We start from the raw sequence: 22455 nt of genomic DNA, 5'->3' as shown, positions 1-22455 counted from the left end.
GCAGCGCACGGGCGGCTTCGGCGACGAGCCGGACCGCGATCGGGCCCGCTGGTGCTCCGGCGGCCGACGCGCGGCGAGCGCTCGGTGCGCGCGCGGAGGACGCGGTGGTCGCTCACCTCGCCGCGCAGGGCGTGGAGATCGTCGCGCGCAACGCGCGGGTCGGGCGGCTGGAGATCGACGTGATCGCGCGCGACGGCCCCGTCATCGTGATCATCGAGGTGCGGACGCGCGGCCCCGGCTCGTACGTCCGCGCGCTCGACAGCATCGACGCGAGCAAGCGCGCCCGCGTGCGGCGAGCGGGCGAGCGGCTCTGGCGCGCCACGTTTTCGCGCGTGCGCGGCGTGGAGCGGATGCGCTTCGACGCCGCGTCCGTGACGTTCCTCCCGAGCGGAGAAGCGAGCGTCGAGATCATCAAAGCCGCCTTCTAGCGCGGTGACGGTAGGGCCGGAGGGATCCAGTCGAGGCCGTGCGGGGGCGCGGCCTGATGTTTCCTTATTTTTGGCTTGATTTCGGGCTGGATTCGGATGGCGCGTGCGTCGATCGACCGCGCGCGGGCTCGATCACGCGTCGAGCTGCTCCTGCATCTCGCTGCGGAGGCGCTTCAGCTGGGAGAGACCATCGGGATCGATCTCCACCGTCCCCTTCTGGGCGTGCGCCCCCGCCTCGAGCTTCTCGAGGATCGCATCCATCTTGGCGATCTTGCCCTGCTGGCGCGCCCTCAGGTCCTCGACCATCTTCTCGAACGCCTCGAAGAAGTGCTGGAGCTCGTCGCCCTTCCGGAGCTTCTCGCGCACGATCAGCTTGCCCTCGCCGACCTGACGGAGCAGCCGCTTCATCTTGAAGATCGGCCCGGCGATCTTGTGCGTGAAGACGATGCCCGCGATGCCGACGCCGAGGACGAGCAACGACAGGAGCGCGACGATGAGGCGGAGCAGCATCTGCTGGTTGTTCGCTACGTCGGCGGCCTGCCGCTCGAGCGCCTCCGCCCGCTGCTGCAGCGTGGCAGCGTCGCGCTCGAGCCGCGACTGCTCGTCCTTGAGCTTGCTCTCGTCGCGCTGCGCCGCCTCGCCGAACGTCTTCGCGAGCTCGGGGTCGTCCTTGTACTCCTTCGCGATGTTCATCGCGACGACCTCGCTGACCCGACGGCTCTGGACGAGCACCTCCTGGCCGCGCTTGACGGTCTCCTGACCCTGACGGACGGTCTCCTGTCCCTGCCGCACGGCGCTGCGGCTCTGCTCGATGATCTTCGAGCTCGCGTTCCAGAGGAGGATCCCCAGCGCCACGGAGAGCGCAAGGCTGATCCCCACGAGGAACCCCGTGTATTTCAGCTGGAAGTTCTGGTCGAGCAGGTAGTTCCGCGCGCTCCGCTGGTAGCGCGCTCTGACCTCCGGCGCGGAGGTCTGCGGGGCCGTGCTGGAAGCGTCGCTCATGGGATCCTCGAAGCTGGCTGGGGATGACAAGGGTCGTGATGCACTGGAAAAGCCAATATCGAGCAGCGAAGGTGCGTCACAGCGAGGCGACGACCTTGTGGAAGGTCTCGACCGCGTTCTCGACGCACATCTTCATCAGGACGTTCTCGCTCTGAACGTCTTTCTTCGGGGTGCCGCTCTGCGTGAGCTTCGGCGCGAACTCACCCTGGAGCGACTTGGACGGATAGGTCCACATGCTGACGCGGACCACCTGGGTGAGGTTGCCGCCCTGGTACACGGCGGGCTCGACCGTGGCGAGGAGATAGAAGCCCTTCAGCTTCTTGCCGTTCAGAATCTTCTTGCCTTGCGCCACCGTCTCGCCCTTGGGGGCGACCGCGTAGCCGGCCTTCGCGAGGATCTTCGACTGTATCGCGGCGCGCACGAGCGGCTCGATCTCGGACTCGGGTCGGCCGCTCTTGTTCGTGATCTCGATGGCGACGTAGTACTTCGTGTCCGCGCCCGGAGGCGGCGGCGCCGCCGAGCCGCCCCCGCCGCCGGCGGACAGCGCCGCGATCGACTTCTGCATCTGCGACTTGACGGCCGGCGTCTGCTCGCGCCCCTCGGCGCGCTCCAGGCACGCGAGCCCCGCGGTCTTGCCGAGCTTGCCGAGCGCCGCGGCCGCCGCGACCTTGACGGACGCGTTGCTGTCCGTGAGCGCGTCGCAGAGCGGCCTCGTGGCGGCGTCGTCTCCCGACGCGCCGAGCGCGAGCGCCGCCTGCGTGCGGACGCGATAGTCCTCGTTGGTCCTGAGCTGGTCGGCGAGGTAGCTCGTGCGCTGATCCGCGTAAAGCCTCGTGGGTATCAGCGAGAGTACAAGCGTCACAACCAGCAACACGAGCACTGAAAAGGGCCGACGCATTCCACGTCCGACGATACACGAGCGCATCGCCGCCGTGGCGATCGGATCAGCGGGTCTACACCCGAAAATTGGTGCGCACACGCTCGCACTTTTGCCTTGCATTCGCTCGCTCCTCGCTGCGACCAGACTGGACGGTTTGACGCGGCCTGCCCGCGGCGCTTCAACGCGTGAACCATGTTGGGCTCACGGCGAACACGGCTTCACCATCCGCTTATCTACCCACCCGCTGCCGCCATCGATCCGACGCGCTGCCGCGAGCTCGCGTGCACGTCCGCTCACGTCCGCTTACGTCCGCACTCGCCGCTTGCTCGCTCGCTCGCGCCGGGCGAGCGCGAGCTCGGCACGGCTTCGGATCGGCTTCCCCTTGCCCGTGCCGCGTCGGCGTGACGGATAATGCGCGACCATGACGAGGAGCTCGCCGGAGGCCTTCGGGAGATGCGCGGACTGAGACGATGCCTGCCGTGGGCGCTCGTCGCGGCCACGGCGCTCGCGGCGGCGCCCGCGGCGCACGCGCAGACGCAAGGTGCGCCGCTCCGCATCCATGTGCGCGGAAGCGCGCAGATCGAGGCGGTCGCATGGACCGAGCCCGACGGGTTCGTCGTGCGCGGAAGCGTGGTCGACGACGCGCGGAGCGCGATCGCGGAGGCGCCGCTCTCCATCGATGCCCTCACGAGCGCCGGCGCCCCCGCGGTCCTGCCGGCGGTCGACGGGTGCGCGGCCGACGGCGCGGCGCGCGCCCGCGAGCCCCGCCCCTCGCAAGGCGGCTACGTGATCGCGACAGACGAGCGCGGCGGGTTCTGCCTCCGCGGGCGCGCGCCGCTCGCGGACGCCACGCTGCGCATCCGGTTCGCAGGGGGAAAGCTCTACGACGCAGTCGAGGCGAAGATCCCGCTCGAGGCGCACGCGGCCCCGCTCGCGCCGGTGATCCTCCGGTTCGATCCGCCGGTCGACGCCGTCGATCTCGATCGCCCGACGGTGAACGTCACCGTGGCGCTCCGGCTCGATCGCAGCGGCGCGCGCGGCGTCGGGAGCGGCGCGCCGTTCGAGCGCGAGCGCCTCCCGGTCGTGCTCGAGGACGAGCGCGGCGCGCGGCTCGCGGAGGCGCCGACCGGCGGCGACGGCCGCGCGCGCTTCGAGCTCCCGACCGAGCGCCTCGACGGCGCCGGCCAGGGCGTGCTGCGCGCGCGCTTCGATGGAACCGCCACGCTCGCGAAGGCGAGCGTCAGCCAGAGCGTCGTCCGGTACGCGCAGGTCACGCTCGATCTGTCGCACCCTGTCGAGCCGGCGCGCGCGGAGGACGGCGTGCCGATCGACGTCGAGGTGCGCTCGTCCCGCGGCCCGGTCGAGGGCGGCGTGGTCGAGGCGCTGCGCGCGGGCGAGCCCGTCGGGGCGGCCACCGTGACCGGCGGCAAGGCGCGGGTGATCGCCGCGTTCACCGCCGAGCGAGAGGGGACGGTCCCGATCTCGCTCCGCTACGTGCCCGCGTCTCCGTGGTGGATCCCCGGCGCGGAGCTCGCGATCGACGTGCCCGTCGCGGGCCCAGGGGCGTGGCGGCAGATCGCGCTCGGCGCCGCCGTCCTCGCCATCGCGGGCTGGGTTCTCGGCGGCTGGCGGCGGGCGCCGAAGCGCGCCGCAACAACGCGCGCGGGCGACGAGCGGCCCGTCGCGCCGCCGGGCCGCGCCGGCGTGCGCGTCATGGGACCGCTCGAGGGCGCGACCGGCTGGCGTGGCGCCGTCGCCGACGCGCATGACGGAACGCCCATCGCGCGCGCCGAGCTCGTGATCGTCGTCCCCGCCTTCGACGGCAGCGGCGTCATCGCCCGCGCGCTGACCGACGACGTCGGCGAGTTCTCGATCGAGGCGCCGTACCGGAGCGACGCGAGGCTCGTGGTCCGCGCGCCGATGCACAGCAGCCATGAGCAGGCGCTCCCGTCGCCGAGCAAGCTGGGCATCGCGCTGGTCACGCGGCGCCGCGCCGTCCTCGATCGCCTCGTCCGCTGGGCGCGGCGCCAGGGAGCCCCCTTCGAGGGGCCGCCGGAGCCGACGCCCGGGCACGTGCGCCGGGTGGCGAGCAGGGTTCAGCAGCGCGAGGTCGAGCTCTGGGCGAACCGGATCGAGCACGCCGCCTTCGGTCCCGATCCCGTGGACGAGCGGATCGAGCAGGACCTCGGGGCGTCGGAGCCCAAGCCGGGCGCCTCGCCGCTGGCCCCGTGAGCCAGGCGCACGGGGCCCGCGGAGCGCCGGCCCCGTCGCCGCGCCCATTTGCCGTTTCGCTGGCCGGATCGGCGCCCCCGCGCGACCGCACGTTGACGTATGGGGTGCGTCCCATATAGTCGGCTCCCTCGCCGGAGAACGCCAACGTGGAAATCGCCCTAATTATCGTCGGCCTCGTCGTGGTGGCGGCGATCGTCTACTTCGTCACGAAGAAGGCGCCGCCACCGGAGATCGCAGCGCCCCCCGAACCGAAGAAGCTCCAGGAGAAGGCGAAGCAGCCCTCCGAGAAGCCGGCGGACAAGCCGACCGAGAAGCCGCGTGCCCCGAAGAAGCCTCCGGCGGAGGAAGCTCCTCCGGCGAAGGCGAAGGAGCCCGCGCCGCAGGAGGAGCCGCCCGCGGCGGCGCCCGCCCCTGTCGAGGCGCCCGTCGCGCCGCCGCCCGCCATCGAGCCGGCGGCGACCGCGGTCACGGAGGCGCCCATCGCGCCCGCGATCGAGGCGCCGGCCGTCAAGCCGGCCGCCAGGCCAGCGCGGGAGACCGCGCCTCCGGCCGCGCGCAAGCGCGACATCGAGGGGCTCCGCAAAGGCCTCACGAAGGTGCGGGAGAGCGAGGGGTTCTTCGGCCGGCTGAAGGCGCTGTTCGCCGGCAAGAAGGAGATCGATCCCAACGTCGTCGAGCAGATCGAAGAGGTGCTGCTCACCTCGGACGTCGGCGTGAAGACGACAGAGCTCCTCCTCGACGAAATCCGGTCGGCGCTCAGCAGGAACGAGCTCGCCGACACCGACAAGGTCTGGGACGCGCTGCGCGAGCACGCGAAGCGGATCCTGCGCGTCGGCGCCGGCGGCGGGCTGCCGCTGAAGGCGCAGCCCACCGTGGTGATGGTGGTCGGCGTGAACGGCGTGGGAAAGACGACCACGATCGGCAAGCTCGCGACGCAGCTCAAGGCCGAGGGCCGGACGGTGGTGCTCGCGGCGGGCGACACGTTCCGGGCAGCTGCGGTGCAGCAGCTCAACGTCTGGGGCAAGCGCGTCGGCTGCGAGGTCGTGCGCGGCAAGGACGGCGCGAACCCCGGCGCGGTGATCTTCGACGCGATCCAGAAGGCGAAGGACACCGGCGCCGACGTCGTGCTCGCCGACACGGCCGGCAGGCTGCACACGAAGACGAACCTCATGGAGGAGCTGTCCCGGGTCGCGCGCACCATGAACAAGGCGCTCGAGGGTGCGCCTCACGAGACGCTGCTCGTGCTCGACGCGACGAACGGCCAGAACGCCATGCAGCAGGCCGCGCTCTTCAAGGAGGCGCTGCCGATCACCGGCATCGTGCTGACGAAGCTCGACGGCACCGCCAAGGGCGGCGTCATCCTCGGCATCTGCGCCGAGCATGGGCTGCCCGTCCGGTACGTCGGCATCGGCGAGCGCGCGGAAGACCTCCGCGAGTTCGAGTCCGACGAGTTCGTTGAGGCGATGCTCGGCCGCGCCAGCGGCTCCGAAGACGCGGCCGCCTGACGCGCGGTCCGCGGCGTGAGCGTCGGCGGCGCTCGATCTCTCCTCACCACCCAATCGCGCGGCTCGACACCGGTCCAACCAACGGGCGATGGCTCCGATGTCTCAGCACGCCGCGCCTCTGCCGCTGAACCCGTCAGGCGTCACCATCGTCGCGCCCTCGGCGCCAGCACACCGGCGATCCGAGCCCGCGGTGATTGTGCAGCGAGTCTGCCGCTCGCCGCGTGTCCACCCGCCGGGCCCCCTCTGCGAAGCCGCCGGTCGTCCGTGGCAAAAGGATTTGGTTGTTGATCCTTTTATTTTCGACGTGATATAGTCCGTCGGGCTTGGCGGTTGACCGAATTATTTAATGAATTCGAGTAGTTAGGAAGCTGTACTACCTGGGCGATCGATCGCTCGCATCGCACGGACTTTGGAAGGGATGGCGATGAACCAGGCTCGCGTGGGGCTTCTCGTTGCGGCTGCGCTGGTCGCGATGCCGCTTACGGCGTTGGCTCAGCCAAAAGAGCAACCCAAGGAAATCAACCTCGACGAGCCAGAGACTCCTGCCGAGGGCACGGAGCCGGTGGAGGCGCCTGCGGCCCCTGGCGAGGGTGGCGAGACGACAGGGCTTGGGGACATCTGTGCGATCGACCCGACGGCGTGTCCCACGATCAATTTGGAGAAGGAGGCCGCGAAGGATCTCAAGAACGAGACCTACGCGGTGCAGCAGATCTACGCGCTGCGCTACCACCGCTTCGAGGTGAACCCGTACTTCGGGCTGACGATGAACGATCAGTTCGTCGGCCACAACGGGCCGGGGCTCGCGGTCAACTGGTACCTCACCAACGTCCTCGCGATCGGGGTCAACGGCAACTGGTACGGTGCCCTCAACACGCCGTCGGACTTCAACTTCCAGACGAGCAGGGCGGCGCGTATCGGCGAGCCGATCACCGAGTATCAGTGGAACGCGAATGCGAACTTCACGTACGTCCCCGCGTACGGCAAATTCGCCGGGTTCAGCGACTTCATCTTCCACTACGACTTCTTCGTGCTGGGCGGTGTCGGCGCGATCTCGACGAGGCCCATGGCCGTCGTCGATCCCGACAACCGCACCTTCGACTGGAAGCCGAAGCTCTCGTTTCACGTCGGCGGTGGCCTCCGCATCTTCTTCAACCGCTGGTTTGCGGCGATGTTCGAGGTCAGCGACTACATCTTCTTCGACGAGCTCGAGAACCCCAGCGTCGACACAAACAACCCTCAGGACAAGAGCACCTGGCTCGCCGAGGGGAAGAGCTTCACCAACAACGTACAGGCGCAGGTCGGGCTGTCGGTCTTCCTGCCGTTCTCCTGGGAATACCGGCTGCCGAAGTGAGGACTTTGGACGCGGGGACGCGCAGAGGCCGAGCGCGAGACATAGGATGATTCAGCCAAAGACGGGGACAGGCATGATGCGTCGATTCGTCCAGAGCCTCTGCACCGTGGTGGCAGGGCTTACCGGCTGTGCACTTCTGATGACGGCTGCGCCCGCGGAGGCGCAGGAGATCCAGCTCACGGGCCCTCTGGCCGGCGCACCGGCCGTGCGGAAGCTCCGGCTCCACCGTGACGGGCGGTTCGAGGTGGCTCCAGGCGCATCGTTCACGTTGCTGGACGAGTACCGGCGGACGATCATGCCGGGCCTGCGGCTCACCTACCACTTCACGGACTGGCTCGGCTTCGGCGCCTGGGGCGGGTACGGGTTTCAGTACAACACCGGGTTGACGGACGAGCTCCAGCGCGTCGCGATCGACGGGCGTAACTGCGACACCCTGCCGTTCACGAAGGCGTGCCAGCTGACCAGGGTCAACTTGACCAAGGGTGACCTGACGAAGGATCAGCTCGGACAGATCCAGTGGGTCGCAGCGCCACAGGTCACGGTCGTTCCCTTCCGCGGAAAGCTGGCGCTGTTCGCCGAGCTCTTCGTTGACACCGACGTGAGCTTCTTCGCGGGAGCCGCGGCGATCGGCGTGAAGGAGCGCAAGGAGTGCGGCACGACCAACCAGAACGCCTGCGCGGACACCTTCGGGCTCGAGAGCCGCATGGCCTTCGCGCCGACGTTCGGCCTCGGCTGGAACTTCTACCCGTCGGACTTCATCGGCTTCGGCGCGGAGTGGCGCGCCCTGCCGTTCGCATGGAATACTTCGGGCTTCGACAACCACGGGCTCGGAACGGACGAGGCGTTCCCTGACCGCAAGGTGGACGACAAAGACCGCGAATTCCACTTCACGAGCATGGTCACCGTGAGCCTGAGCATTCAATTGCCCACCGGCATCAAGACGACGGAGTAGACGGCTGCGCCGGCTCGCGGTGACCGAGCCGGTCCGCCCGGGGTAGCTCGGGCGGGAAGCACCCTCTGCAGGGAGCCACTCTAGCGGGGTGCAGGTTCGTGTGATACGGGCTCAGCCGCTAGGCAGGCGCGTGAGGCGTACGAGAGTACGCCTCAACGAGCCGAACGACGCGGATGAACCCGTAGCGCACGAAGAAGTGCCCCGCCATGGCTCGGCTCGCGGCGGTCAGATCCGGCGACGATCGCCGGGTAGCTCGGACCGGGCGGCGGGGACAGCCACCAGAGGTCAGCGTTGGGTATTTTCGATTTTCTCCGCAAAAGCAATCCCCCTGCCGGGGGCGCCCCCTCCGACAAGAAGGTGGCCGGGCCTGCGAAGGTCGTCGCAGACAAGCGCGCTCAGACGTACGACCGCCTCGACGCCATCCAGTCGCTCGCCGCGATGAAGAGCGCGGATGCGGCGGCGGCGCTCCTCAGGCGCTTCACGTTCTCGATCGACCCCTCCATCACGGATCAAGAGGAGAAGGATCTGGCTTTCCGGGGGATCGTCGATGCGGGCAAGGACGCGGTGCCTGCCGTGGTCGAGTTCTGCATCAAGGCCGAGGCGCTCACCTGGCCGCTCAAGATCCTGCGGGCGCTGCTCGACGACACCGGGTACCGGACCGAGCTCGTCCAGCTGCTCGACCGCTTCGACACGGAGTATGCGCGCAACGTCGAGCCGAAGCAGCAGCTCATCATGGCGCTGGGCGACATCAAGGGCGACGACGTGCGGGTGGCGGTCGAGCGGTTCCTCGACGACGTCAACGAGACGGTCCGTTTCCACGCCGTGCAGACCATCTTTTCCCAGGGCGATGAGGCGAGCGTGCCAGCGCTGGTGAAGATGCTCGCGACCGAGGAGTCGGTCCGGGTGAAGAACAAGGTCGCCGAGGGGCTGATGACCCGGGGCTGGACGGTGCCGGCCGAGCTGCGGAGCAGCGCGAGCCAGGCGCTGCAGGATTCGAACGGCTTCAGCGTGGGCTCGGACGGCAAGCTCCGGAAGGGCGCTGGATACAGCTGACCCGGCGCGCATCGTGACAAGTCCGTTCGTCCTGCGATCGGGTTGACAGCATCACCGCGCGTGGACGAAACTCCACGCCATGCTTGTTCAGCCCTCGGCGGTAGCTGAGAGCGAAGCCGCGCAGACCGGCCCGCACAAGACGAAAGCGAGCGCAGTCCGTGATTGAGCACCGCTCATGGATGGCGGAGCTTCCGTCACGACCTCGTCCCCGGCGCTCCAGCGCCGCGCGCCCAGGCACGCTCGTGGGGAGCGCCCGTCGCGTCCCCCTCCGTCGCCTCCCCCTGTCACGCGCGCTGGCCGCGGCGTGCCTGCTGCCTTGCGCGCTCGCCGCGCGCAGCGCGGCCGCAGCCGACTTCGAGGTCGAGTCGACGACCGGCGTCCAGGCCTACGAGGTCGCGGGCCCCTGGGGCGACACGAACATCGAGCGGCGGCGGCTTCTTCAGACGCTGGGGCTCGCCGTCTACAACCTCCAGGGCGACTCCGCCCCAGGCGAGGCCGACTACTCGGCGACCGTGCGGCTCCGGCTCGACGCGGACTTCGGGATGAATGGCCACCTCGACGGCGCGCAGCGGGGCGGCGAGACCGACTACAGCGTCGATGGCGGCTCGCGCTACATCCCGGGGCTGCGCGAGGCGCCCCTCGATCTGATGTACGCGTACGTCGAAGGGCGGAACGTCGCCAGCGGGTGGCTCGGCTTCCGGGTCGGCCGCCAGTACGTGAGCGACGTGCTCGGGTGGTGGTCGTTCGACGGCGCGCTCGTCCGGGTGACGACGCCCTACTACGTTCAACTCGAGGCGTACGGCGGGCTCGAGCAGCGCGGCGGCCTGCCGCTCTCCACATCGCGCTTCGAGCGGCAGGGGATCTGGCGCGGCAGCCACCGAGGATTCGGTGACGACCGGACTCAACCCGGGAGCGCAGCCGATTTCCCGTCGTATCAGGAGGCCGACCTGGCGCCGGCGTTCGGCGTCGCGCTCGAGAGCGCCGGCCCGAACTACATCCACGGTCGCCTGACCTACCGCCGCGTTTACAACCTGGGAACCTCTGTCACCCAGCAGTTCCCGGATCCGGACGGAGGCGTCCGGACGTCCGATGGGTCGCGCATCTCGCAGGATCGCCTCGGGTACGCCGCCAACATCAGCAAGCCGGATCTCGGTGGCATCAAGGGCGGAGTGACCTACGACTTCTACAACCAGCTCGTCGGCTCGTTCTACGGCGGCCTGGAGGTGTACGCCGGGAGCCGCGTCACGCTGGGGGCGGACGTCGACTACTTCGTTCCGACGTTCGACGCTGACTCGATCTGGAACTGGTTCACCCACGATCCCATCACCACGATCACCGGACGGGCGGCGGTGGACATCACCCGCGAGATCGATGTCGCGGCCTGGGGCGGCACGCGGATGTGGATCGCCGAAGGCAACCCGGAGGAGTTCGGCGCTGGCCAGTGCGAGGCGGTGGAGCGACCAGGCTGCGTCGGCGCGACGTCGCTCGATCCGAATGACGGCGATCTCCGCGACTACGCGCGCGACGAGAAGAACCGCGCCGCGACGATCTCGACCGATGTGCTCGCGAACCTCGCCGGCCGCTACCGCACGCGCACGACGTCGGTCGAGCTCCGCGGGATGCTGCAGACGGGGGAGCGCGGCCGGCGGACGGGGGCCGATCTCGCGGGAGAGAAGCGGCTGAGCGGGCAGCGCTACGCGCTCGGAGCGCGGATGTCGCTGTACAACTGGGAGGATCCGCTCAGGCCGGACCGGGGCGCGACGTCGTTCGGATATGTCCTCGGGGCCGGGTATCGGCCGGGCGAGGCCGCGGATTTCAAGATCGAGTGGGAGCACGACATGAACCGGCTTGTGGGCCAGCGCTTCCGGGTCGTCGGCCTCGTGAACCTGCGGGTGGCGCCGTGAGCGAGGATCGCATGGACGCAAGACAGGACGGACGCCGCCGCGCTCGGCGAAACGAGGCGAGGTTCGTCCCTGGGTGGGTCGCGATCGTCGCATGCCTGGGCGCGCTGGCGCTCGCGATCGTGGGCCCCGAGGCGGCTGCCCAGCCGAAGCCGCCGGCGGCAGCGGGAGACGACGGCGCCGAGGCGGCAGATGATGACGCGGAGGAAGGCGACGCCGAGGGAGAGGCGCCCGCGAAGGCGCCGCGCGGCGGGTTCACGTCGGGCCTCCACCCGATGCCCGCCGACGCGGAGGTGCCGCTGGCGTGGATGCCGCCTGGAACGAGCGCGACCCCGGTCCCGAGCGACGAGATCTACCCCCCGCAGACGCTGACGATCCGGTTCAACCACAAGAAGCACGTCAAGGGGCTCAAGCAGACGTGCAAATCGTGCCACGGCGCGGCCTACACGAGCGGCGCAGTGACGGACCGGCTGCTGCCGAAGCCGAGCGAGACGTGCGACAACTGTCATGATGTCGATCACTCCGACCTCACCCAGGTGAAGGCGGGGACGAACGAGAACGGACAGTGCGCGTACTGCCATATCGGGGAGGACGCTGGCAGCGACGGAAAGGTGGCGCCGCTCGTGCTGCCGCACGCGAACCTCCGCTTCCCTCATGCGAAGCACGTGAGCCGGAACATCAAGTGCAGCCAGTGCCACGGCCGCGTCGACCAGATCGAGCTCGCTACCCGAGATCAGCTGCCGCGCATGGCCGGCTGCTTCACGTGCCACAACATGAGCGGCGCGGCCCAGGGTGAGGCGAAGAGCGACTGCGACGTCTGCCACCTGACGCGCCCCGACGGGCGGCTCGTGACCGCGTTCGCCACGGGCGATCTGCTGCCGCCCGCGTGGCTGCACAGCGCGGGGCACACGCCCGACTGGCTTGAGCGGCACAAGCAGGTCGCCGCGAACGACAGCGCCTTCTGCGGGTCATGCCACAGCGCGAACTACTGCACCGACTGCCACGACGGGAAGATCCGTCCGCGCAACGTCCACCCGAACGACTTCCTCTCGATGCACCCGCAAGCGGCCCGGCAGGACAATCCCCGCTGCGTGAGCTGCCATCAGGAGCAGACGTTCTGTGCGGACTGTCACCGGCGGACGGGCGTGGCGCGCGACGCGCCGAGCGCAGCGCGGCCTGCGGGGCGCCGCTTCCATCCCCCGCCGGCGGAGTGGACCACAGCGCCGCGCAGCGCGAAGCACCACGCCTGGGAAGCCGAGCGAAACCTGAATGCGTGCGTTTCCTGCCACACCGAGCGGGACTGCGCGACCTGCCACGCGACGCGCGGGGCGTCAGGCGGGCAAGGGCTGAACCCGCACCCGCTCGGGTTCGAGAGCAAGTGCAAGACGGCGTTCTCCCGGAACCCGCGTCCGTGCCTGGTGTGCCATCAGTCGAGCGACAGGTTCGTGCAGCGGTGCCAATGAAAAGTCAAAATCCGTCAGTATATTCCTTGCCCTGGCCTTCCGGCGACGGGTATAGCGAAGTGCGCGCGGCTTCCCTAACGATCGCCGCGAACGCCAAGGAGAACGGGCGTGAAGGAGCTGATCAAGTACCTGATCGACAACCTCTATCTCGATTTCCAGGGGGAAATCACGCTGGAGACAGTGCGGGGCTTCCTCCGCGAGGACGACGGACGGGATGCACGCCAACTTTTGTCGAAGCTCATCGAGGAGAAAGGGGTAGACGACATGCTGATCACGCTGGCCGACTGTCTCAAGGAGCACATTCAGTCCGGGGTAAACGAGAAGGTCGTCCGCGAGCAGCTCTCGCTCTATTCCGAGAGCTGAGCACGCTGGCTCGCGCGACGCGCCTTGCCCCCCTCCCCCTCTGCCTGCAGGCGGCCCTCGCGACGGCCGGCTGCGACGTGGGGGAGGCCACGCTCCAGCCGATCGACGCCCCTCCTGTCCAGCTGATCGAGGCGCGCGCCACGACCAGCCTCGACCAGAACTACCAGCCCGTCCGCACCGCGCTCGATCCCGCCGGCACGACCGAGGTGCTGTCGACCGCGAGCTTCGTGCTGAAGTTCGATCGTTACCTGCTGCCGAGCTCGGTGAGCGCCACGGTCGGTGCCGAATCCGTGTGTGTCTCGGGCGATCTGGCCACGGTCCAGACCTACGCGGACTGCGTCAATCCGATCGCCCTGGCGCCCACGTACAACCCTGTCCAGCGTGAGGTCATCTTCCGCCAGATCGAGGGCATGCCGGGCCTGGTTCCCGGGACCCGGTATGCGCTGACGGTCTTCAAGCCGGCGGACGAGGCTGCGCTGTCCGGCATCCGCGCGTTCGACGGCGCGTCCCTCGGCGGCAACACGCGCATCGAGTTCTCCGTCGCGGCGACGAACCCGCCTCAGGCGATGCCGGAGCGCCCGCCGAGCGGCGACTTCTACTGCCAGCGAGACCTCGAGTGCGTCGCGGAGATGTGCGCGGACGATCCGGTGTGCAGTGTCTGCGTGAAGGGGGCCGCATACTTCCTCTCCACCTGCGTGGGGTGCCACTTCGACGGAAGCGCCGCCGCAGGGCTGAACCTGAACCTGGGGGGGCCGATGTTCAACCGGATCGATGCGCTCCTCGACACCGCCATCGGGCGCACCGCGCACCAGACCCAGATGGGCGAGAAGGCGCACATGGGGGAGGCATCCCCGGAGCGCTTCGGCAGGGCCATGCCGCTCATCGATCCGGGAAACCCGGGGAACAGCTACCTGCTCTACAAGATCCTCATCGGGCAGAGCGCGTCCGACCCCTCCTTGTCCGCCGATGCGGCGGAGAAGCTCCGCCAGGAGACCGAGCGGCTGCAGGCGGCGTTCGTGGTGGGGATGCCGATGCCTCCCCCGCCTTCAAACCCCGTGTTCTGGTTTCACCCCCAGAACCCCGAGACGCCGGACGATCCGGACGTCACGCCGTACGTGGACGGCATCGACATCCTGTCCGCGTGGATCCTCGACGGCGCCGCGCCGCGAGACTGCTCCGCCCCGGTTGCCTCGCCCTGACGGCGCCTGCGCGCCGTCACATCACGCGATTCCGCCCGGCCTTCTTCGCACGATAGAGCCGCTCGTCGGCGCGGCGGTAGAGCTCCATCGGCGAGACTGGCGCGTCCGGCGTGACGCCGGCGACCCCGAAGCTCGCGGTGACGGCGACCTCGCCGTCCTCGAAGCGGAACGGCGTGCGCTCCACGAGCGCGCGCAGCTTCTCGGCGACCAGACGGGCGCTGTCGAGGGCGATCTCCGGCACGAGCAGGGCGAACTCCTCCCCGCCGACGCGCGCGAGGATGTCGTCGCGGCGGACGTTCGCAGCGGCGAGCGCGGCCATCTGGCGGAGCACGGCGTCGCCCGTGAGGTGCCCGCGGGTGTCGTTGATGTTCTTGAAGTGATCGATGTCGAACATGATGAGCGCGAGGTGGCGATGGTAGCGACAAGCCCGCGATACCTCGCGCTCCAGCGCGACCTCGAAGGAGCGCTTGTTGTGGACCTGCGTCAGACCGTCGAAGGTCATCAGCCGGTAGATCTCCTCGTGATACGAGAGCTCGACGTTCCCACCCTGGATGAACTTGAAGATCGTCCGGCCGATCTTCACCTGGTCACCGTCCTTGAGGGCGCGCTCATCGACGGAGACGTCGTTCACGTAGGTGCCATTGGTCGAGCCGAGATCGCGGACAACGTAGCTCATCCCCGTCCAGGAGATGCGCGCATGACGCCGGCTCACCGCGTCGTCGTCGAGCGGGATATCCGTCTGTATCGCGCGCCCACACTCGATCGCCCCGGTCCCTAGCGCGATGCGGCGCCCGAGCTCGGTGCCGTAGATCACCACCAGGCACGCGGTGCCCGGCGCCACAGGCAGCACCGGCGCGGCGATCGCGGTGCAGGTGACGAGCGTCTGCCGATGATCGTTCTCTTGCTTCGCCACGCTAGGGGACCCAAGTACACCAGAGCCGACGTGCCAGGGCAACGCGCGTCGCGCGTCGGACATGGTAGGCTTCGGCCATGAAACACTGCGGTTTCGCGCAGATGTGCGTCGCTGCCACGATGGTCGCCGGGCTCGCCGTTCCTCTGAGCGGGTGTGGCACGAGCTCGCCCCCGATCGACGAGGGCGACGCCGCGCCCGCGCCGCAACAACCCGAGACCGTCACGAGCTTTCCGGATGCTCCGCCGCTCCCGGGCGAGACCGAGTGCAAGGTCGTCGTCAAGACGGGGATCCCCGTCACGTCGGCGCAACACGTGGCCACGTGCGCGCCTGTCCAGTACGCGACCAACCCGCCGAGCGGCGGAGATCACTGGGGCCTGTGGGCCGAGTACAAGCGCTTCGAGTCCGAGGTCCCGCGCGAGATGTACGTCCACAACCTCGAGCACGGCGCGATCGTACTCGCGTACCGGTGCGCTCCGTCCGGCTGCGCAGAGGTGAAGGCGGTGCTGGACGAGGTGCGGGCCGAGGCCGCCTCCGATCCGAAGTGCCTCCTGGTGCCGGGAGGGCCGGAGGCGCGGCTCGTGATGACGCCCGACAGCGCGCTGGACACCCCGGTCGCGGCCGCGGCCTGGGGCGCGACGTACACCGCGACGTGCCTCGACAAAACGTCGCTCGCGCGCTTCGTGGCGGACCACTACGGCATGGGCCCGGAAGACACGTGCAGCGACGCGGGGGCCGTCGATATCGATCTGCCAGATGGCGGCGCGCCGATCTGCGGCGAGGGGTCAGGCGGCGGCGGCGGCGGCGGCGGAGGCGGGGCGGGCGCGGCGGGGGGCGCTCCGCCGGATCCGTAACCGGGTTGACAGGTGGCTCCTCGCCCGGAAGCATTCCGGGGATGAGCGAGCCGTCGACCGTGACACCTCGGTTGGCAGAGCGCTTCCGGCTGCTGGACGTCGCGGGGTCCGGCGGGTCGGCCGAGGTCTGGAGGGCCGTCGATCAGGAGCGCGGCGGCGTGGTGGCGCTCAAGATCGAGCCGCGCGAGCGCGGAGCGTCCGCGGCGCAGCGCGCCTCCGTGCGGCGGGTGCTCGGCCGCGAGGCGCTGCACGCGGCGCTGGCGCTCTCGCCGCGGCTGCCGGAGCTCGTCGACGTCGGCTGGCTCGCGGCGCCGTCTGGCGTCGCGCGCGTCGAGGGCGCCCCCGGCGAGGAGGGGCGCGCGTTCGTTGCGATGCGCTGGATCGAAGGGCGAGCCGTCGCCGACGCCCTGCGCGGGCTGCCCCCTGGCGAGCGCGCGGCGCTCGCGCTCGCCGCCGCGCGCGACGCAGGAGAGGCGCTCGCCGACCTGCATGGCATCGGCCTGGCGCACGGAGATCTCAAGCCGGAGAACCTGATCCTGACGCCGGAGGGGCGGATCGCGGTGATCGACCTGGGGCTCGCCTGCTCGATCCACGAGACGTCCGTGGACGGGGCGACGCTGCGGTACATCGCGCGCGGGGACGCGGAGCTCGGAGACGCGCGGGCGAGGGATCTGCTCGCGCTGGGGACGCTCCTCGCCGAGATCGCCTTCCCCGGCGTGGCGGACGCGGACGATCCGATCGGAGCGGCGCGGGCCTCGGCGGCCGCGGAGAGCGCGGCCGGGCCGACGCTCGACGCGATCTGCCGGGCGCTCCTCTCCCCCTCGCCCGCGGCGCGCCCGTCGTCCGCGTGGGTCACCGAGTCGGCCCGCGCCGCGATCGCCGGCGCGCAGCGCGCGCGGCCCCCGTTCGCCTCGCCCCCCGCGGGGCGCGCCGGCCGCGATGCGGGGGCGCCCGGCGCAGAGCGCGATCGAGAGGACCGCGACGCGCGCCGCGTGCGCGCCGCCTACCTGCGCCTGCGGCGACACGAGCTCGAGGCGGCGCTCGGGGTGCGCGACGATGTCGCCCCCTGGCTCGTGGACGCGTTCGCGGTGGTCGAGCGGGTGCGCGCGCTCTCCGGCGCGTCGCTCCGCGCGGGCGACGGCGCGGCGCGCGTGGGCCCGCCGCAGAGCGACGCGGCGTGGCTGGGGCGGCTCGGGCCGGACCGCGTCGCGCGGTGGCTCACCGCGCTCGCGGGGACGAGCGCGGCGGCGTGGCCGATGGGGCCGCTCGCGTCTGCGCCGGAGAGGGCGCTCGCGGACGCGCTCGTCGCGCTCGCGCGGCAGGTCCCGCCGCGCGCCTGGACGTTCGCGGACGTCGAGGCGGCCGTGCTGGGAACCTCGGGGAGCGGCGCGCGGCGGCGGGCGAGCGCGGCGCCGAAGGACCGCGGAGCGGCCGAGGGCGCCGCCGAAGCGCACGCCATCAACGCGGCGGAGGCGGCGGCGCTGGCGCTCGCGATCGCGCGTGTGCCGCCGGATCCGCTCGCGCTCGAGGCGATCGAGCAGCGCGACGACGCGCCGGCCAGCCTGGTCGTCGCGGCGGCCAACGCGCTCCGGCTGCACGGCGACGCCGGGCGCGCGCGGAGCCTGATGCTGCGCTCGTGCGTGCGAGGCGCAACGGAGGCCGCGGCGCTCGCGGCCGAGGTGCTGCGGCGCGCCGGCGATCGCGCCCTCGCGGAGGAGCGCGCGCGCGCCGCGATCGACGCCGGCGCGGACCCGGAGGGGCGCGCGCGCGCGGTGCTCGCGCGCGTCGCGATCGACGCGGGGGCGCTGGAGGCGGCCGACGCGCTCGCCGGGGAGGCGGTCACGGCGCCGCTCTGCGAGGTGCGCGCGTTGCTCGCCGTGCTGCGCGGCGACACCGCGCGGGCGCTGTCGGAGGTGGCGCGCGGCGAGGCGCTCGCGAGCTCCGTGGAGGAGCTGGCGCGGATGGCCGCCGTGCGCGGCTACGCGTGGCACGCGAGCGATCCGGAGCGCGCGCACGCGTCGTTCAGCGCCGCCGTCGACTACGCCGTCCGCGCCGGCGCGGTGGTCGAGGAGGCGACCTACCGGACCGGCGAGGCGGCGGCGGCGGTGGATCTCGGCGATCTCGACGGCGCGATCGCGACCTCGACCCGCGCGGCGCTGCTCTGGGAGCACCTCGGCCGGCCGGCGCAGGGCGCCCGGGCGCTGCTCGCCTGCGCCGCCGCCTACGCCACCGCGGGCCTGGTGCACGAGACCTGCCGGACCGCCGAGGACGCCATCGCACGGGCCCGCGACGCGGGCGACGCGAAGGCGGAGGCCTACGCGCTCTGGGCCATCGCCGACGTGGTCGCCGCGCGGGGCGACGGCGTCGTAAGCGCGGACGTCGGCTCGCACGTCGACCCGCGCGCGGCGGCGGCGCGCGCGGCGGCGCTCGTCGCCGGAGGCTCCGCGGACGACACGCTCCGGGCGGCCGCGCGGCTCCTCCGCCACGGCGCGGGCGAGCTCGATGGAGCCCGCGTCGAGGAGCTCGATGAGCTCGCGAACGGCCCGGAGCCCGGGGCGGCCTCGCGGCTCGACTGGTGGGGTGCGCGCGCCGTGATTGCGCTCGCCACGGACGACGTCGGCGCCACGATCGCGCTCGCCGCGGACGACGCGCCGCGCGGCCCGGCGGGCGCGTCGGCGTGGCGCGGCCGCAGCGACCGCGTCCTCCCAGCGATCGCCGCGCTCGCGGGCGCCCGCGCCCCGATCGCGGCGCGCGGCCCGGCGCTGGCCGCGGCGCACGCGCTGGCCGTCAGGGCCGGGCAGACGGACGTCGCGCACCGGGTGCTCGCGGCGCTCGCCGACGCCGCGCGCGAGCTCTGCGGGCGCACCGCGGGCGCAGGCTCGGCGGGCGCCTCCGCTGCCTCACCAGGGGCGTCGGCGCTCTCCAGCGCGGTCCGGTCGCTCCCGTGGGTGGTCCGCGCGCGGGCGATTCCGGAGAGCGGGCTTCGGCCCGAGCAGGCGCGCGATCTGGAGGCCCTCGTCGGCGCGCTCGGCGAGCGCGAGCGGCTCGCGCCGCTGCTCGACCGGGTCGTCGACGCGCTCGTGCTCTGGACGGGGGTCGAGCGGGGGCTCCTGCTTTTGCGCGCCCCGAACGGGCGCCTCGTCCCGCGGGCCGCGCGCAACCTGGCGCGCTCGCGCCTCGGCGCGGAGCAGCTCGCGCTGTCGGAGACGCTCGCGCGCCGCGCCCTGGAGGCGCGCGAGCCGGTGGTCGCGGTCGACGCGGCGGGGGAGCTGCCGAGCGTGCACCACAGCGTGCACGCGCTGAAGCTGCGGAGCGTGCTGGCCGTCCCGCTCGTGGCGCGCGGCGAGGCGCTCGGCGTCGTCTACCTCGACGACCGCGTGCGCCGCGGCGCGTTCGGCGCGCAGGAGCTGCGGTGGGCGCGCGCCATCGCGTCGGTCGCGGCGCTGGCGATCTCCGACGCGCGCGCGCAGGTCGAGCTGCGCCGCGCCGCGCGCCGCGCGGAGCGCGCCTCGTCGCGCCTCGCCGAGGAGCTCGCGCGGCGCGAGGCGGAGCTCGACGCCGCGGCGATCGAGCTCGCCAGGGCGCGCGGCGGCCGCGACGCCCGCTACCGGTACGACGCCATCATCGGCGAGAGCGAGCCGCTGCGCGCGATGCTGCGCCTCGTCGATCGGGTGACCGCCTCCGAGGTGCCGGTGCTCGTATGCGGCGAGTCCGGCAGCGGCAAGGAGCTCGTGGCGCGGGCCATCCACCACAACGGCCCGCGCGCCGCGCACGCGTTCGTGAGCGAGAACTGCGGCGCGATCCCCGAAGGGCTCCTCGAGTCGGCGCTCTTCGGGCACGTGCGCGGCGCGTTCACGGGCGCGGATCGCCCGCGCGCCGGGCTCTTCGAGGTGGCCGATCGGGGCACGCTGTTCCTCGACGAGATCGGCGAGATGAGCCTCGCGATGCAGACGAAGCTGCTGCGGGTCATCGAGGACGGCCTCGTGAGGCCGATCGGCTCGGAGCGGACGCGCAAGGTCGACGTGCGCGTCATCGCCGCGACCCACCGGGATCTGGAGGCGCTCGTCCGGGCCCGCGCATTCCGGGAGGATCTGCTCTACAGGCTGAACATCATCACGATCCGGGTGCCGCCGCTGCGCGAGCGCGCGACGGACGTGCCGCTCATCGTCCAGCACTTCGTCGAGAAGCACAGCCGCGGCCCGGTCCGGGTCACGCGCGGGGCGATGGAGCGGCTCTCGGCCTGCGCGTGGCCGGGCAACGTGCGCCAGCTGGAGAACGAGATCCGGCGGGCGATCGTGCTCTGTGACGGGACCATCGATCGGGAGCACCTCTCACCGGAGATCGCGCACGGCGGCACCGCGACGCCCCGCGAGCTCGGCCTCAACGTCCGAGCGAGGATCGACGCGCTGGAGATGGAGCTCGTGCGCGACGCGCTCGAGCGCACGCGCGGGAACCAGACGCAGGCCGCCAAGCTGCTGGGCCTGTCCAGGTTCGGCCTTCAGAAGATGATCAAGCGGCTCTCCATCGAGGCGTGAGGAGGGCCCGAGCGGGTCACCTCGACTTCACGAGGGCGCCCGCGTCGCGCAGGACCGCGTCGATCCCGTCGTCGTTCGCCTCGTAGTAGCCGCGGATCACGCCCTGCTGGTCGACCAGCACGAGGCGCTCGCCATGGAAGATGCTGAAGAGGCCAGGGCTCGACTCCTTCTTGCCCATGGCGATCTTGAAGCCGTCGAGGACCGTCGATTCTATCTGATCGAGGGGGCCTGTCAGGAACGTCCAGCGCTCGAGCGGGAGCCGCTGCGACGCCGCGTAGGCCGCGAGCACCGCCGGGGTGTCGTTCTCCGGATCGACGGTGAATGTCACGAGATGGAGCGCGTCACCGAGATCGCGGCCTCGGCGCTCGATCTCGCTCATGCGCTGCGTGAGCTTGGGACAGACGGTCGGGCAGGTCGTGAAGATGAAGTCCGCGATCCACACGCGGCCCCGGAGCTGCTCCAGCCCGAACCGCGCGCCCCGCTGATCCGTGAGCTCGAAGGCGGGCAGAGGGATGCGGATCGCGGGCGTCTCCGCGGCCTGGCCGTGGAGCGCGCGCCCGGCGATCCCGATGGTGACGAGCACCACGAGCCCGACCAGCGCGAGGAGCGCGGCCCAGAACACCGGCGTGCCCACGAGCCCGCCGCGCCGGGGCCTCCCCATGTCGCCGCGGTCGGACGGAAATGATTGGCCGGTCGGCTCCGCAGGCGGCAGAGCGCCGCTCGCGTGGCGCGTGGGCTCCGTTGAGACCATCCGGTGACGCTTAAGGGCCTGTCGCCAGCGAGTCAAGGCGACGAGGCGCCGCTCAGGCGCCGATCATCAGCGCAGCGAAGAGGAGCACCAGGTAAACCATGGAGGCGAAGAAGACCTGACGCGCCCAGCGAGCGCCGGTGCCCGCGCGGAGACCGTAGACGCCGAGCCCGAAGAACGCGCCGCCGAGGAGGACCGCGGCGCCGAGGTAGACAGGGCCCGCCACGCCGAACGGGACGAACAGCACCGAGGACAGCACGAGCAGCGCGAGGTAGCCGACGATGTGGCGCCGTGTCGTGAGATCGCCCTTCTCGAGCGGCAGCACCTTGAGCCCCGCGCGCTGGTACTCGTCCTGACGGAAGAGCGATATCGCGAGGAAATGCGGGATCTGCCAGAGGAACATGACAGCGAAGAGCAGGAAGCCGGGCGCGTCGATCTGCCCTGTGACGCTCGTCCACCCGAGCAGCGGCGGGATGGCGCCGGGGATCGCGCCGATCGGCAGCGACAGCGTCGTCCTGCGCTTGAGCGGGGTATAGACGAGGACGTAGCTGAGCAGCGCCGCCGCGGCGAGCACGCCCGTGGTCGCGTTCACCCCGATGAGCAGCACCGGAATCGAGGCGGCCGAGAGCGCGATCCCGAACCAGAGCGCCAGCTCCGGCGAAAGCCGCCGCGCCGGCAAGGGACGGCTCCGCGTCCGCTCCATCAGCAGATCGGTGTCGCGCTCGATGTACATGTTGAGCGCGTTGGCGCCGGACACGACGAGCACCGTCCCCAGCAACGCCAGCGCAAGCTGCGCCGGCGGCACCGCCGCGCGCTCGATCGCTGCCTCTCCCGCCAGTCCGGCGCGGAGATAACGGCTCGCGACCCACATGCCGCCGAGCATCGTCGCGACCACCATCCTCGTGATGCGCGGCTTGGTGAGGCTCACGAGATCGGCCGCTCCCTTGAGCAGCGGGCGCGCGCTCGTGGGGACCGCACAGCCGCCGCCCTCGGACGGCTCGGCCTGGCGAACGTAAGGGACCGGGGCGCGCTCGGCGGCCTGCTCGACGCTCATGGTCACGCGCGCACCTCGCTGCTGT

General features: G+C 71.3%; 17 protein-coding genes. 12 read left to right on the top strand and 5 right to left on the bottom strand.

The genetic code is table 11. From position 1 onward, the window contains the following. Window positions 1–104: 104 nt before the first annotated feature. The gene (locus WME82_RS16295; RefSeq protein ID WP_438043580.1) at window positions 105–428 is read left to right on the top strand and encodes a YraN family protein; all 324 of its coding nucleotides are present in this window, start codon (window positions 105–107) and stop codon (window positions 426–428) included. 132 nt (window positions 429–560) lie between these two features. Here WME82_RS16295 and WME82_RS16290 read toward each other — a convergent pair whose 3' ends face one another. Next, the gene (locus WME82_RS16290) at window positions 561–1430 is read right to left on the bottom strand and encodes a HAMP domain-containing protein (protein ID WP_438043579.1); all 870 of its coding nucleotides are present in this window, start codon (window positions 1428–1430) and stop codon (window positions 561–563) included. 76 nt (window positions 1431–1506) lie between these two features. Then, a complete protein-coding gene (locus WME82_RS16285) occupies window positions 1507–2292 on the bottom strand; it encodes a HEAT repeat domain-containing protein (protein ID WP_438043578.1) in 786 nt (261 codons plus the stop codon). A 471-nt stretch (window positions 2293–2763) separates the two neighbouring features. Between WME82_RS16285 and WME82_RS16280 the strand changes: the two genes are divergently transcribed. From WME82_RS16280 to WME82_RS16240, 9 genes are all read left to right on the top strand, one after another. Beyond that, complete coding sequence (locus WME82_RS16280; protein WP_438043577.1) at window positions 2764–4542, top strand: carboxypeptidase regulatory-like domain-containing protein; 1779 nt, start codon at window positions 2764–2766, stop codon at window positions 4540–4542. A gap of 146 nt (window positions 4543–4688) precedes the next feature. Beyond that, the gene (gene ftsY / locus WME82_RS16275; protein WP_437872281.1) at window positions 4689–6047 is read left to right on the top strand and encodes a signal recognition particle-docking protein FtsY; all 1359 of its coding nucleotides are present in this window, start codon (window positions 4689–4691) and stop codon (window positions 6045–6047) included. Window positions 6048–6486: 439 nt separating this feature from the next. Further along, the gene (locus WME82_RS16270; protein WP_438043576.1) at window positions 6487–7398 is read left to right on the top strand and encodes an outer membrane beta-barrel domain-containing protein; all 912 of its coding nucleotides are present in this window, start codon (window positions 6487–6489) and stop codon (window positions 7396–7398) included. A gap of 73 nt (window positions 7399–7471) precedes the next feature. Next, window positions 7472–8350, top strand: coding sequence for a hypothetical protein (locus WME82_RS16265; RefSeq protein ID WP_438043575.1), 879 nt, complete (start codon window positions 7472–7474; stop codon window positions 8348–8350). Between the two features lie 357 nt (window positions 8351–8707). Next, window positions 8708–9403, top strand: coding sequence for a HEAT repeat domain-containing protein (locus WME82_RS16260; RefSeq protein ID WP_437909270.1), 696 nt, complete (start codon window positions 8708–8710; stop codon window positions 9401–9403). A 242-nt stretch (window positions 9404–9645) separates the two neighbouring features. Continuing rightward, the gene (locus tag WME82_RS16255; RefSeq protein WP_437746388.1) at window positions 9646–11307 is read left to right on the top strand and encodes a hypothetical protein; all 1662 of its coding nucleotides are present in this window, start codon (window positions 9646–9648) and stop codon (window positions 11305–11307) included. Window positions 11308–11318: 11 nt separating this feature from the next. Further along, the gene (locus WME82_RS16250) at window positions 11319–12767 is read left to right on the top strand and encodes a cytochrome c3 family protein (protein WP_438043574.1); all 1449 of its coding nucleotides are present in this window, start codon (window positions 11319–11321) and stop codon (window positions 12765–12767) included. Window positions 12768–12875: 108 nt separating this feature from the next. After that, window positions 12876–13130 (top strand): hypothetical protein, encoded by a 255-nt coding sequence (locus WME82_RS16245; protein WP_437746386.1) that lies wholly within the window; start codon window positions 12876–12878, stop codon window positions 13128–13130. 77 nt (window positions 13131–13207) lie between these two features. Then, a complete protein-coding gene (locus WME82_RS16240) occupies window positions 13208–14329 on the top strand; it encodes a hypothetical protein (RefSeq protein ID WP_438043573.1) in 1122 nt (373 codons plus the stop codon). A 16-nt stretch (window positions 14330–14345) separates the two neighbouring features. Here the strand turns inward: WME82_RS16240 and WME82_RS16235 are convergent, their stop codons facing one another. Next, entirely contained in the window at window positions 14346–15242 is an 897-nt protein-coding gene (locus WME82_RS16235; protein ID WP_438043572.1) for a diguanylate cyclase, read from the bottom strand. A gap of 77 nt (window positions 15243–15319) precedes the next feature. Between WME82_RS16235 and WME82_RS16230 the strand changes: the two genes are divergently transcribed. Continuing rightward, on the top strand, window positions 15320–16093 hold the full coding sequence (locus WME82_RS16230) for a DUF3105 domain-containing protein (protein WP_438043571.1): 774 nt from the start codon (window positions 15320–15322) through the stop codon (window positions 16091–16093). A 41-nt stretch (window positions 16094–16134) separates the two neighbouring features. Next, window positions 16135–20628 carry a sigma 54-interacting transcriptional regulator gene (locus WME82_RS16225; protein ID WP_438043570.1) on the top strand — a complete coding sequence of 1498 codons (4494 nt, stop codon included), beginning with the start codon at window positions 16135–16137 and terminating at the stop codon, window positions 20626–20628. A gap of 16 nt (window positions 20629–20644) precedes the next feature. Here the strand turns inward: WME82_RS16225 and WME82_RS16220 are convergent, their stop codons facing one another. After that, window positions 20645–21379: an SCO family protein gene (locus WME82_RS16220; RefSeq protein WP_438043569.1), complete on the bottom strand. Its 735-nt coding sequence runs from the start codon at window positions 21377–21379 to the stop codon at window positions 20645–20647. A 52-nt stretch (window positions 21380–21431) separates the two neighbouring features. Further along, the gene (gene cyoE / locus WME82_RS16215; protein WP_438044898.1) at window positions 21432–22430 is read right to left on the bottom strand and encodes a heme o synthase; all 999 of its coding nucleotides are present in this window, start codon (window positions 22428–22430) and stop codon (window positions 21432–21434) included. Window positions 22431–22455: the final 25 nt, after the last annotated feature.

This window comes from Sorangium sp. So ce128 (assembly GCF_051525245.1).
GTDB lineage: Bacteria > Myxococcota_A > Polyangia > Polyangiales > Polyangiaceae > Sorangium > Sorangium cellulosum_B.
Note: the sequence above shows the minus strand (reverse complement) of the source record. Positions and strands in the feature narration are given on the sequence as shown.

Bases quoted from the DNA above. Each gene is read 5' to 3' on its own strand.
- WME82_RS16290 (WP_438043579.1), bottom strand. From the start codon at position 1,430: ATGAGCGACGCTTCCAGCACGGCCCCGCAGACCTCCGCGCCGGAGGTC.
- WME82_RS16280 (WP_438043577.1), top strand. From the start codon at position 2,764: ATGCGCGGACTGAGACGATGCCTGCCGTGGGCGCTCGTCGCGGCCACG.
- WME82_RS16265 (WP_438043575.1), top strand. From the start codon at position 7,472: ATGATGCGTCGATTCGTCCAGAGCCTCTGCACCGTGGTGGCAGGGCTT.
- WME82_RS16250 (WP_438043574.1), top strand. From the start codon at position 11,319: ATGGACGCAAGACAGGACGGACGCCGCCGCGCTCGGCGAAACGAGGCG.
- WME82_RS16230 (WP_438043571.1), top strand. From the start codon at position 15,320: ATGAAACACTGCGGTTTCGCGCAGATGTGCGTCGCTGCCACGATGGTC.
- WME82_RS16225 (WP_438043570.1), top strand. From the start codon at position 16,135: ATGAGCGAGCCGTCGACCGTGACACCTCGGTTGGCAGAGCGCTTCCGG.
- WME82_RS16220 (WP_438043569.1), bottom strand. From the start codon at position 21,379: ATGGTCTCAACGGAGCCCACGCGCCACGCGAGCGGCGCTCTGCCGCCT.
- cyoE (WP_438044898.1), bottom strand. From the start codon at position 22,430: ATGAGCGTCGAGCAGGCCGCCGAGCGCGCCCCGGTCCCTTACGTTCGC.